Annotated in this window: 12 protein-coding genes; 6 read left to right on the top strand and 6 right to left on the bottom strand. The window is 64.6% G+C overall.

What is annotated here, in order from left to right:
• The first annotated feature begins 20 nt into the window (after positions 1 to 20).
• The 6 genes from ING15_RS01905 (at position 21) to yihA (ending at position 5,694) form a co-directional block, all read left to right on the top strand.
• On the top strand, positions 21 to 1,544 hold the full coding sequence (locus ING15_RS01905; RefSeq protein ID WP_206453066.1) for a M48 family metalloprotease: 1,524 nt from the start codon (positions 21 to 23) through the stop codon (positions 1,542 to 1,544).
• A 334-nt stretch (positions 1,545 to 1,878) separates the two neighbouring features.
• Complete coding sequence (gene rpmH, locus ING15_RS01900; protein WP_206453065.1) at positions 1,879 to 2,013, top strand: 50S ribosomal protein L34; 135 nt, start codon at positions 1,879 to 1,881, stop codon at positions 2,011 to 2,013.
• A 145-nt stretch (positions 2,014 to 2,158) separates the two neighbouring features.
• Positions 2,159 to 2,533 carry a ribonuclease P protein component gene (rnpA, locus tag ING15_RS01895; RefSeq protein ID WP_408628662.1) on the top strand — a complete coding sequence of 125 codons (375 nt, stop codon included), beginning with the start codon at positions 2,159 to 2,161 and terminating at the stop codon, positions 2,531 to 2,533.
• Positions 2,533 to 4,347 carry a membrane protein insertase YidC gene (gene yidC, locus ING15_RS01890; RefSeq protein ID WP_206453063.1) on the top strand — a complete coding sequence of 605 codons (1,815 nt, stop codon included), beginning with the start codon at positions 2,533 to 2,535 and terminating at the stop codon, positions 4,345 to 4,347. The genes rnpA and yidC overlap by 1 nt, the downstream gene beginning before the upstream one ends.
• 34 nt (positions 4,348 to 4,381) lie before the next feature.
• Positions 4,382 to 5,020: a CatB-related O-acetyltransferase gene (locus tag ING15_RS01885; protein ID WP_206453062.1), complete on the top strand. Its 639-nt coding sequence runs from the start codon at positions 4,382 to 4,384 to the stop codon at positions 5,018 to 5,020.
• A 2-nt stretch (positions 5,021 to 5,022) separates the two neighbouring features.
• Complete coding sequence (gene yihA / locus ING15_RS01880) at positions 5,023 to 5,694, top strand: ribosome biogenesis GTP-binding protein YihA/YsxC (protein ID WP_408628661.1); 672 nt, start codon at positions 5,023 to 5,025, stop codon at positions 5,692 to 5,694.
• A gap of 13 nt (positions 5,695 to 5,707) precedes the next feature.
• Here the strand turns inward: yihA and ING15_RS01875 are convergent, their stop codons facing one another.
• The 6 genes from ING15_RS01875 to ING15_RS01850 all read right to left on the bottom strand — a co-directional run bounded on the left by ING15_RS01875 (position 5,708) and on the right by ING15_RS01850 (position 10,972).
• Positions 5,708 to 6,163, bottom strand: a complete 456-nt coding sequence (locus ING15_RS01875) for an arsenate-mycothiol transferase ArsC (protein WP_206453060.1) — start codon at positions 6,161 to 6,163, stop codon at positions 5,708 to 5,710.
• 108 nt (positions 6,164 to 6,271) lie between these two features.
• On the bottom strand, positions 6,272 to 6,760 hold the full coding sequence (locus tag ING15_RS01870) for a UPF0262 family protein (protein ID WP_206453059.1): 489 nt from the start codon (positions 6,758 to 6,760) through the stop codon (positions 6,272 to 6,274).
• Between the two features lie 7 nt (positions 6,761 to 6,767).
• Positions 6,768 to 8,060, bottom strand: a complete 1,293-nt coding sequence (gene hisD, locus ING15_RS01865; RefSeq protein ID WP_206453058.1) for a histidinol dehydrogenase — start codon at positions 8,058 to 8,060, stop codon at positions 6,768 to 6,770.
• A 63-nt stretch (positions 8,061 to 8,123) separates the two neighbouring features.
• Entirely contained in the window at positions 8,124 to 8,591 is a 468-nt protein-coding gene (locus ING15_RS01860) for a DUF2948 family protein (RefSeq protein WP_206453057.1), read from the bottom strand.
• A 139-nt stretch (positions 8,592 to 8,730) separates the two neighbouring features.
• A complete protein-coding gene (locus ING15_RS01855; RefSeq protein WP_206453056.1) occupies positions 8,731 to 10,023 on the bottom strand; it encodes an O-antigen ligase family protein in 1,293 nt (430 codons plus the stop codon).
• Positions 9,992 to 10,972, bottom strand: coding sequence for a glycosyltransferase family 2 protein (locus tag ING15_RS01850; protein WP_206453055.1), 981 nt, complete (start codon positions 10,970 to 10,972; stop codon positions 9,992 to 9,994). The genes ING15_RS01855 and ING15_RS01850 overlap by 32 nt, the downstream gene beginning before the upstream one ends.
• Between the last annotated feature and the right edge of the window lie 59 nt (positions 10,973 to 11,031).

The following is an 11,031-nucleotide window of genomic DNA, read 5'->3' as shown; positions in this document are numbered from 1 at the left end:
TGATCGCACCGATGGAAATCATGTCCAGTGTCCGGTCCGCAAGGCGTGTCACACGCGCGGCGCTTCGCGGCGCGGCGCTGGCCGCGCTTATGGCGGCCGGCGCGTGTACGTCATTGGAGGCGAGCCTGGACAGCTTGGCCGGCGACGTCGGCGGCGATGTCAAGTCGGGCTATGCGGCGACGCGCCAGCCGATTACCTTCGAAAATATCCAGCGAAGCGATCCGCAGTCGGTCATCGGGCGGGCGCAACATCCGAAGATTCTGGCGGCCTATGGTGGGGCCTATTCCGATCCGAAACTCGAGCGAACGCTGGCGGCGGTCGTCGGCAAGCTTCAGGCGGAAACGGAGGATCCGAACCGCGCCTACCGGATCACCATCCTGAACTCTCCAAATGTCAACGCTTTCGCGCTGCCGGGCGGCTACGTCTATGTGACCCGCGGCCTGCTTGCGCTTGCGAACGATTCCGCCGAAGTGGCCGCGGTGATCGGTCACGAGATGGGGCATGTGACTGCTAATCACGGCATTGAGCGTCAGCAGCGCGAGCAGGCCGCAGAGATCGCCAGTCGCGTCGTCAGCGAGGTTCTGGCGAGCGAGCCGGCCGGGGAAATCGCGCTCGCCCGCGGCCGTTTGAATCTCGCCCAGTTCTCTCGCAAGCAGGAATTGCAGGCCGATGTGCTCGGCATCCGCCATGTTGCCCGTGCCGGCTACGACCCGTTTGCGGCCTCGCGCTTCTTGAGCGCGATGGATTCCTATTCCAGGATACGCAACGCCTTTCAAGCCAACGATCCCAATCTCGACTTTCTCGCCTCGCACCCCTCGGCGCCGCAGCGCATCGACCTAGCCGAGCGCCATGCCCGGCAATATGGCCCGTCCGGGTCCGGCGCGACCGACCGAGACCGGTATCTGTCGGGCATCGACGGCATGCTGTTCGGCGACTCCGCCGCGGAAGGCTACGTGCGCGAGCGGCGATTCTATCATCCCGGCCTTGGCATCACCTTCGAGGTGCCCGAGGGCTTTCTCATCGACAACACCGCCGAAGCCGTTCTGGCGACGGGGCCGGGCGATACCGCGATCCGGTTCGACGGTGTGGCCCTGCCTGTCACCACCAGCCTCGTCGACTACGTCAACAGCGGCTGGATCGGCGGCCTCGATCCATCGACCATCCGGCGGCGACGGGTCGGCAATCTGGACGCGGTCTCGGCGCGGGCGCGCGGGGGCGATTACGCCTTCGACGTGACGGTCATCCGGGTGGGTGGTCAGGTCTACCGGTTCCTGACCGCGGTCCAGGCCGCGTCGGCGGCTTCCGTCAGCACCGTCGCCGATCGTGTCGCTGGCTCCTTCCGTCTGCTCAGTACCTCGGAAAAGGCCGCGCTCAAGCCCCTGCGGATCCGGATCGTGACGGCAGCAGCCGGAGACACGGCCGAACGGCTTGCTGCCCGCATGGTCGGCGTCGACCGCAAATCGCAGATGTTCCGGCTTTTGAACGGCCTCGCCGGCGGCGGCGAGGTTCGCGCCGGGCAACGCTACAAGCTGATCACCGAGTAGCGCGCGGACCCAGGCATCGGCCGAGCGTGAATTCTGCTTCTGGGGATATCCTGGCCCGGACGCAGGAAACAGTCGCCCCGCCGCCCCGCGATAGCGAGCCCACCGGTCGGGGCAATGGTGAAATCCGGCTTGCGGCCGCACTGTGGTCCGCGCGGTAGGATCTCTCTTCGATCGTCCCCCGACCGATTGACTTTTGCCTCCCACCCTTCCTATAAGCGCCCACACGAGTGGGCAGTGTTCCGCGCGACGGGTTGTTGCGCGCTTTGCTCCCGCATCCGTACCCAGACTTCGGAACATATGAAGGGTCCGCGCACCCGAGCGCGGGATTGATACGATGAAACGTACCTATCAGCCGTCCCGGCTCGTCCGCAAACGCCGTCATGGCTTCCGCTCGCGCATGGCGACCAACGGTGGCCAGAAGGTCATCGCGGCGCGCCGCGCCAAGGGCCGCAAGCGGCTCTCGGCGTAGAGCATCGGACCAAAAAGTGGAATCCGGTTTTTGGATCATTCCGATGCTCAATCGAAGTGCTAGAGCGTCCTTTGTGCGTCCGAATGGACGCACGGCGCTCTAGTCGCGTCGCGGCCGCCAGACGTTTCCGATGGCCGTCGGCAGAATGACGAAACGCGCGGAGTTTCTGGCCGCGCGCAAGGGCCGTCGCCTGAACGGCCCGTTTTTCTTTGTCGAAGCCCTCGATCGGGGTGATGGCGAGGATCCCCGCGTCGGTCTGACCGTGACCAAGAAGGTCGGTAACGCCGTGGTGCGCAATCGCATCCGCCGCCGGCTGCGCGAGGCGATCCGCCTCGACGCCGAGGCTGACATGGCGCTCGGCATCGATTATGTGATCGTCGCACGGCGCGAGGTGCTGGCCATGCCCTTCGCCGCCCTGAAGGACGAGCTGTCCCGACGGTTTGCACGTGCGAAGCGGCCGGATCGCGAGCCGACCATAGTGAAGCGGCGTCCGCCGGGGCGTCCATCGGGGTCTGATTGATGGAAAACAACCGCAACTTTCTGATCGCCATGGCGCTGTCCATCGCGGTCCTCGTGGGCTGGCAGTTTCTGGTTGTCAGCCCGCGCATGGACGCGCAGCGGCAATCGACAGAGACGGTTCAAAACGACGGTTCGTTGCAAACCCCGCAGACGCCGGCGGGCACTCCCCAGGAAAATGTCGCCGCACCGGCGGGGCGCGAGAGCGTCGTGCCGAGTGAGGGGACCGTGACCGCAGTTCCGGCAACCCGCGAGGAAGCTGTCGCTTCCGGTGCGCGCATCCCGATCGACACACCTGCGCTGTCGGGCTCGATCAACCTGACCGGCGCCAGGCTCGATGACCTGCGGCTCAAGAATTATCATGAGACCGTCAAGGATACCTCGCCGACCATCGTGCTTCTGTCCCCCGAGAATTTGCCGACCGGATATTTCGCCGAGTTCGGTTATATTGGACAGAATGCCGGCGATCTGCCCGGTCCCGCGACGAAGTGGCAGGCCGAGGGCAACCAGACCCTGACGCCAACGACGCCGGTGACGCTGACCACGACGAACGGTGCCGGCGTGACCTTCTCGCGGCAGATTTCGGTCGACGACAATTTCATGTTCACGGTGGAAGACGCGGTGCGCAACGGCGGCGCGCAGCCGGTCACCCTGTCGTCCTACGGACGTGTCACCCGCTACTCCAAGCCGGAAGTGGCTTCCGTCTATGTCCTGTTCGAGGGGCTGATCGGAGTGTTCGGCGAGGACGGGCTCTCCGAGGTCAAATATTCCGCGATCGAATCCGACGAGCGCTTCACGCCGCCGAAGGTTGCCAGCGGCTGGCTCGGCATTACCGACAAATACTGGGCGACGACGCTGATCCCGCAGGCCGGCCAGCCGTTCCAGTCGCGCTTCCTCTATCTGACCGGCAACCGGCCGCGCTACCAGACCGAATATGTCGCCGACCCGGTGACGCTTGCCCCCGGCACTACGGTGACCGCGACGAATCGCACCTTCGCCGGAGCCAAGGTGGTCGACGTCATCGACGGCTACGAGGACACGCTGAACATCCGCCAGTTCGGCCAGTTGATCGACTGGGGCTGGTTCTATTTCATCACCCGCCCGATGTTCCACGCGCTCGACTGGCTCTATCGCTTTATCGGCAATTTCGGTCTGGCTATTCTGGCGGTCACCGTCGTCCTCAAGCTGATCTTCTTCCCGCTGGCCAACAAGTCGTACAAATCCATGGCGCGCATGAAGAACATGCAGCCCAAGATCACCGAGCTGCGCGAACGCTTCAAGGACGACAAGCAGAAGCAACAGCAGGAGATGATGCGGATCTACAAGGAGGAGAAGATCAATCCGGCGGCCGGTTGTTGGCCGATCCTGATCCAGATTCCGGTGTTCTTCGCCCTCTATAAGGTCCTCTATGTCACCATCGAAATGCGGCATGCGCCGTTCTTCGGCTGGATCCAGGATCTCGCTGCGCCCGATCCGACAAGCATCTTCAATCTCTTCGGCCTGATCCCGGTCGATCTGCCGAGCTTCTTGCTGGTCGGCGTGTGGCCGATCATGATGGGCATCACGATGTTCATCCAGATGCGGCTCAATCCGACCCCGCCGGACCCCACCCAGCAGATGATCTTCACCTGGATGCCGGTGATCTTCACCTTCATGCTGGCCTCGTTCCCGGCGGGCCTCGTCATCTACTGGACGTGGAACAACACCCTCTCGATCATCCAGCAGACCGTGATCATGAAGCGCAACGGCACCAAGATCGAACTGTGGGACAATCTGCGCGGCATGTTCCGGCGACGGGAAAAGCCGTCAGAGAGCTGAGCCGAAATCATCGGATAGAGGCGAGGGGCCGACGATGCATGGACCCGATCCCGACGATCCCCACCCGGTAAGCAAGCATCCCCGGGTCGGTTTCCTCAAGCCGATCGTCGACCATCCGCAGATCGAAATCGGTGCCTACACCTATTACGACGACCCGGCGGGACCGGAACACTTCGTCGAGCGCTGCGTCGGCCATCTCTATCCCTTTCTGGGTGACCGCCTCGTCATCGGCCGCTTCTGTGCCATCGCCGCCGGCGTTTCTTTCGTCATGAACGGCGCCAACCACGCGATGACCGGGATCTCGACCTATCCCTTCAATATCTTCGGCCATGGCTGGGAGGAGGGGTTCGATTTCGCGACCATCCTCGCGGGCATGAAGGGCGACACGATCGTCGGCAACGATGTGTGGATCGGCGACGGCGCGACGCTCATGCCGGGTGTGACGATCGGCGACGGTGCGATCGTGGCCGCACGGTCTGTTGTCACCGGAGACGTGCCCGCCTATGGCGTTGTCGGGGGTAATCCTGCTCGGCTGATCCGGCACCGGTTTTGCCAGTCGTCCGTTGCCCGGCTGCTTGCGATCGGATGGTGGGATTGGCCAATAGACAAGGTCAGCCGCAATCTCGGAGCAATCCGGGGCGCCGACATCGACATGCTTGAGAAGGCGCAATGACCATGGCTGACGAAACCGTACAGGCCGAGACGCTCCCGGAAGCGGCGGACCCGCGCTTTTTCGCGCGTCCGTGGATCTTCGTGCGCGGCGCGCCGGCCATGAAGTTCCTGCCGCCGGAAGGCCCGCCCGAGATCGCCTTCGCCGGACGTTCCAACGTCGGCAAGTCCTCGCTGATCAACGCGCTGCTCGGTCGCAAGGGACTGGCGCGGACCTCGAACACGCCGGGGCGCACGCAGGAACTGAATTTCTTCGTGCCGGACGGCTATGGCGGCGAGACGACGGAATTGCCACCGATCGCTCTAGTCGACATGCCCGGCTATGGCTACGCCAAGGCGCCGAAGGACCAGGTGGACGCCTGGACGCGGCTGGTGTTTTCCTATCTGCGCGGACGGGTCAGCCTCAAGCGCGTCTTCCTGCTGATCGACGCCCGCCACGGGATCAAGACCAACGATGCCGAAGTGATGAGCCTTCTGGACAAGGCGGCCGTCTCCTATCAGATCGTTCTGACCAAGATCGACAAGATCAAGGCGCCGGCTGTTCCAAAGCTGATCGAGGCGACCGCGGCAGCGATCGCCAAACGTCCGGCGGCGTTTCCGCGGATTCTGTCGACATCGTCGGAAAAGAGCGTCGGGCTGGACGATCTTAAGGCCGAGATCCAGTCGCTGGCGGACTGAGCGCGACGACGGTTTATTTCTTCTCCAGCAGCCGCTTGCGGATATGCGCCTCGATCCGGTCGCAGACGTCGCGATAGGCGTCGAGAATCTGTTCGCGACTGCCGTCCGCCACGGACGGGTCCGGCATCGGCCAGAACTCGACGTCGACCGAGGCCGTTCCCGTGGCGTCGAGAGCAGCGTGGTGCGCCTCCGGAGCCATGGTGACGATCAGGTCGAAATAGCCGTCCTGCAGTTCCTCGAAGCGCTTGGGCCTGTAGTCGCCGAGACTGAGGCCCCGCTCGGCCAGCACGATGTCGACGAAGGGATCACGTTGGCCGCTGCGGACACCGGCCGAGGCGATGTAGACCGAGGCGGGAAGGATCGAGCGGGCGATCGCCTCGGCGATCGGCGAGCGGATCGCGTTCATGCCGCAGACGAACAAGAGTGACGAAACCGCGGCGTTGCCGGTGGGGTTGGCCGCCTTGATCATCGGCCCGCCCCCAATGCGCCAACAAAACGGAAACCGCCGCGGCGGTCGTCGCACGCTACGCCGGATCTTGTGCCGATTGCCGGTTTCATCCGCGGCGTCATCGTGGGCTTAGTTCCGCCAGTGCAGAACGCAGATCAGCGTGAACAGCCGACGCGCCGTATCGAGATCGACGGCGATCTTGCCCTTCAGGCGGTCCATCAGCGTCTGCGATCCGTCATTGTGGATACCCCGCCGGCCCATGTCGATCGCCTCGATCTGCTGCGGCGTCGCGCTGCGGATCGCCTCGTAATAGCTGTCGCAGATCAGGAAATAATCCTTGATCACACGGCGAAAGGGCGTGAGCGAGAGGATATGGGCGACGATCGGCTCGCCGGCCTCGTCCCGAATGTCGAAGACGAGGCGCTTGTCGGCGAGCGAGAGCCTGAGCTTGAAGTGGCCGCCCTCGGGCGCGCCGGCCGGGTTGAAGACGTTTTCCTCGATGAGATCGAAGATCGCCACCGCGCGTTCGTGTTCGACGTCCGGTGTTGCCCGACCGATGCTCTCGTCGAGCTCGATGTCGATGAGCTTGCCGCTCTTCTGGTCGCCGCCGTCGGTCATCGCAAGATCAAAGGTTCAGTCGGATCGCCACGGACCGGCCGTGGGCGTCGAGTCCCTCGACACGGGCGAGTTCGATGGCCGCGGGGCCGAGCGCCCGCAACTGTTCCGGCCCGAGCTTGAGGATCGACGTGCGCTTGACGAAGTCGAGAACCGACAGCCCCGACGAGAAACGGGCCGAGCGGGCGGTTGGCAAGACGTGGTTCGAGCCGCCGACATAGTCGCCGATGACCTCCGGCGTATGGCGGCCGAGAAAGACCGCGCCGGCGTTGCGTATTTTGGCGAACAGCTCCTCGGGATCCTCGACCGCGAGTTCCAGATGTTCGGGCGCGATGCGGTCCGACAGGGCGGGGGCCTCATCGAGACAGGCCACGCGGATGATGGCGCCATGGTCGCGCCAGCTGGCGGCAGCGGTCTCGCCGCGCGACAGCCGCCGCAGTTGCCGCTCAACAGCGGCTTCGACCGCATCGGCGAAATCGCCGTCGTCGGTGAGCAGGATCGACTGCGCCGCCGCGTCGTGCTCGGCCTGGCTCAGAAGGTCGGCGGCGATCCAGTCCGGATCGTTGGCGCCGTCGGCGATTACCAGGATCTCGGACGGCCCGGCGATCATGTCGATGCCGACCGTGCCGAACACCTGGCGCTTGGCGGCGGCGACATAGGCATTGCCGGGGCCGACGATCTTGGCGACCGGCGGGATCGTCTCGGTGCCGTAGGCGAAAGCCGCGACCGCCTGGGCGCCGCCGAGGCGGTAGATCTCGTCGATGCCGCAGATTTTCGCGGCCGCGAGCACCAGCGGATTCAGCGCGCCGCGCATCGCCGGTACGGTCATGGCGATGCGCTCGACGCCGGCGACCTTGGCGGGCACCGCGTTCATCAAGACCGAAGAGGGGTAGCTCGCCTGACCGCCCGGAACGTAGAGACCGACCGATTCGACGGCGGTCCAGCGGCTGCCGAGTTCGACGCCGAGCGCGTCGACATAGCGGTCGTCCTTGGGGCGCTGACGTTCATGGTGGCTGGTAATGCGCTCATGTGCGGTCCGCAGCGCCTGAAGCGTCTCCGGGGCGGTTGCCGCGAAGGCAGCGTCGATCTCGTCTTGGCCGACCCGCAGCGTCTTCGCCGTCAGCTCGAGGCCGTCGAAGCGCCGGGTCAGATCGATCAGCGCGGCGTCGCCCTCGGCGCGTACACGTCCGACGATCGCGCGCACCGCGTCATCGACGTCGGCGGCGGATTCGCGTTTGGCGCCGAGCAACGCCCGGAACTTCGCCTCGAAATCGGCGTCCGTGCTGGTAAGCCTCGACGGCACTGTGACGATTCCCCTCTTGAACTGCGGCGGTGTGGCGATCGGCGGCGTGCCGAATGGCCTCGATCAGGCCGACGGATCGGAACGCTCGTGATCCGGCCGCGCCCAGGTGCTCCAGGCGCCGCCGACATCGGCCAGCTGCGCCTCGATCACCTCGACGTCCAGCCTTATCGCGGAGCCGCCGGCGAAGACAAGTTCGACGATTCCCGATGGGGCTTCGGAGGGGATGAAGCGGATGGCCAGCAGCACGAGCACCTGATCGCCGTCGGCGGCGTCGAGGCCCGTCCGCTTGACGCTCCGTACCCGGTCGAAATGCAGGATAGCGCGCCGCCGCTCGTACTCGGCCTTGCGGAACAGGCGAAAGCGCGAAATCCCCTCGGCGGTTTCCCAGACGAAGCGGTTCATCTCGACGACGAACTGCTGCTCACCGGCCCGGTAGCGACAGTCCCGCAATTTCACGACGGCATCCTGGCAATAGGCCGACAGGATGGCGAGATCGTCGGTATCGACGGCAAGGAGGCGCAGACGGTCCATCGTGATGAGCGTTGCCTTCTGTCTGAATGGGCGGACTGAACGGGTTACTGCACCGCAAACTAGGCCGATGGATCACAATTGGAATGGTTGTACCGCCCACAGGTTCGACGACGTCCGGCGCCGTGGCGCCGCGCCCCTGTCACTCCAGCCGAAAACGGCTGCAGAGCCAGAGGCCGACAATGGCCAGCCAGGTCAGCAGCCAGACCGGGTTGCCGCGACTGAAGAAATAGCTCTCGAAGAAGGAATTCAACAAGGCAAATGCGAGGATCATCAGGAGGAAATCCGACAGGCGACGATTCGCCAAGGTGGGCTGGGTCGTCAGATAATCCTTGAACGGCAGCAGCACCAGCATCACGGCCGCGACACCCAGGGTCGGCCATCCGCCCCAGATAGCGATTTCCAGATAGCCGTTATGGGCATTGACGATCCGGCGCGGATCCCAGGACAACTCGAACGGTGCCTCGGCCTTGTAGACGATGCCGGTATTCCAGAAGGTCTCGAAGCCGAACCCCGTCCATTGGTGATGGCCCATCAAGTCGAGGGTGAAGCGCCATAGATCGAGGCGGCCGGTGAAGGTCGTGCCGGGCAGGACCGCCTGAAGCACGATGTCGAGGGCGGGCGAAATCGCCGCGCCCAGCGTCAACAGCGCGGTCACGATGATGGCAAGGAGGAGAATCGCGATCGGCAGGAGACGGCCGCCGAATATCCGGCCGCCGGTGACGAAGAGGGCGACGAGCGGAACCAGAGCCAGGGTGGTCTTGGAGCCCGTCTTGTAGATGAAGACCGCCGCCAGCAACGCGATGACGAAGCCGGTCCACCGCTCGCCGCAGCGCATGAGGTAGAGCCCAGCGAAAAACAGCATCGCCATGACCGGACCGGCGACGTTCTTGTGGCTGTAGATGCCGCGCCACAACCCGGCATGCTGCGGCTCGAACCCGTCCGATCCGTGGATCGCAACTCCGGGATAGGCGACGATCCCCAGATAGGAGAGCCCGAGAACGACGAGCGCGGCAAAGGCCAGCGCCAGCCGGAAGTCGCGGATCGAGGGCGGCAGGCTGAGCGCACCGGTCATGGCGAGCATTGCGGCCAGGGTGAACAGGATCGCCCGGATGGCCGCGCCTGGCGCCTCTGATTGCAGGACGGAAAAGCCTAGCAAGGCGATCGTCAATAGCCAGACCGGGCGCAGCAGCGAGAGCGCGACCGCGCGGTCCGTAAACAGGAAGTGGCCGACGATCGCGACGAGAGCGAGCGCGCTGTAGCCGAGTTGATTGACGATATTGCCCTGAACGTCGGTTCCGTATTCCAGCACGAAGGGCGTGAAGGAGACGAGCAGAAACGTCAGGATCGTCGCCGCGAAAATGATCCGGAGCGCCCTGATCGGGTCATGGACGCCGACGGCGTCAGTTCTGTTCGGGACGACGATATTGTTCATTGACGAAGCCGAATTCGGCAAGCAGGCGGCCGACGGCGACCTGCATGTGATAAAGCCCGATGACAGGCGACTTGGTGTCGAAGGCCAGCCGTGCCGATCGGAATGGCGAGACGGCCAGCAAGGCGGCGCTCTTGGCGAGGCGGCGGAACCTGTCGGCAGGCTCGCCGCGCCGACGGCGTTCGATGATCGAGGAGATCGCGCCATTGCGCAGTCCCCGGGCGTTCAGCCACGAGAATTCGGTGCGGCGAGCCGGCGTCGTTTCATGGACGGGAGCCTCCGCGCACCAGCCGAAGGTGAAGCCTTTCTCGCGGCAGCGCGAATAGAAGTCGCTGTCGCCGCCGCCGATGAAGTTGAAGGCGGTATCGAGATAGGGGGCGCCGACCGCCTCAAGGACGGAACGCCGGATCAGGACGTTGCCGGAGGAATAGAGGATCGGCACGGGACCGGTTCGCGCATAATGCGGCGTGAAAACCGGGTGGCGGGCGTAGCGGGACTGTCCGTCGCCCTCGAAAACCGGGATCTGCGGCGCGCCGACGAGGTCGACGGCGAGTGTTTCGGCTGTCTCCACCAGCCGCTTGATCCAGGTTTCGCTGGCAATCTCGTCGTCGTCGATGACCAGAAGATACCGCATCGCCGGGAAGCGCTCGAGGGCCGTCTGCCATCCCGCATTATAGGCCGCGCAGTTGCCGCGCTCATGGGCGACCAGGATCAAGCCCGGAATTCGGCTGGTTTCGAACAACGCCGCGGCAGCGGCCAATCCCTCGCGGCCTTGCGCATCGTTCTCCATGACGATGACCGCGAACCGCCGTTCGGTTTGCTGGGCGGCGAGCGATTCGAGCGTCTTCAGGAGATGCTCCGGCCGCCGGAAGGTCGGCAGGGTGACGACGACCTCGTACCGCCCGAAATCGAGGTCCGGCGAGATACGCTCGATGGTGATGGCGTCGGTCATAAGGTGTCGTTCGATCGGATCGCGTGACGGAAGATGGATCGGAGCAGCTATCAGAACAA

Source organism: Aurantimonas marina (assembly GCF_017183135.1).
GTDB classification, from domain to species: domain Bacteria; phylum Pseudomonadota; class Alphaproteobacteria; order Rhizobiales; family Rhizobiaceae; genus Aurantimonas; species Aurantimonas marina.
This window is presented reverse-complemented; position numbering and strand designations above follow the sequence as displayed.

Bases quoted from the DNA above. Each gene is read 5' to 3' on its own strand.
- ING15_RS01870 (WP_206453059.1), bottom strand. From the start codon at position 6,760: ATGACCGACGGCGGCGACCAGAAGAGCGGCAAGCTCATCGACATCGAG.
- rpmH (WP_206453065.1), top strand. From the start codon at position 1,879: ATGAAACGTACCTATCAGCCGTCCCGGCTCGTCCGCAAACGCCGTCAT.
- ING15_RS01855 (WP_206453056.1), bottom strand. From the start codon at position 10,023: ATGAACAATATCGTCGTCCCGAACAGAACTGACGCCGTCGGCGTCCAT.
- yihA (WP_408628661.1), top strand. From the start codon at position 5,023: ATGGCTGACGAAACCGTACAGGCCGAGACGCTCCCGGAAGCGGCGGAC.
- ING15_RS01905 (WP_206453066.1), top strand. From the start codon at position 21: ATGTCCAGTGTCCGGTCCGCAAGGCGTGTCACACGCGCGGCGCTTCGC.
- ING15_RS01885 (WP_206453062.1), top strand. From the start codon at position 4,382: ATGCATGGACCCGATCCCGACGATCCCCACCCGGTAAGCAAGCATCCC.
- rnpA (WP_408628662.1), top strand. From the start codon at position 2,159: ATGACGAAACGCGCGGAGTTTCTGGCCGCGCGCAAGGGCCGTCGCCTG.
- ING15_RS01875 (WP_206453060.1), bottom strand. From the start codon at position 6,163: ATGATCAAGGCGGCCAACCCCACCGGCAACGCCGCGGTTTCGTCACTC.
- ING15_RS01860 (WP_206453057.1), bottom strand. From the start codon at position 8,591: ATGGACCGTCTGCGCCTCCTTGCCGTCGATACCGACGATCTCGCCATC.
- ING15_RS01850 (WP_206453055.1), bottom strand. From the start codon at position 10,972: ATGACCGACGCCATCACCATCGAGCGTATCTCGCCGGACCTCGATTTC.
- yidC (WP_206453063.1), top strand. From the start codon at position 2,533: ATGGAAAACAACCGCAACTTTCTGATCGCCATGGCGCTGTCCATCGCG.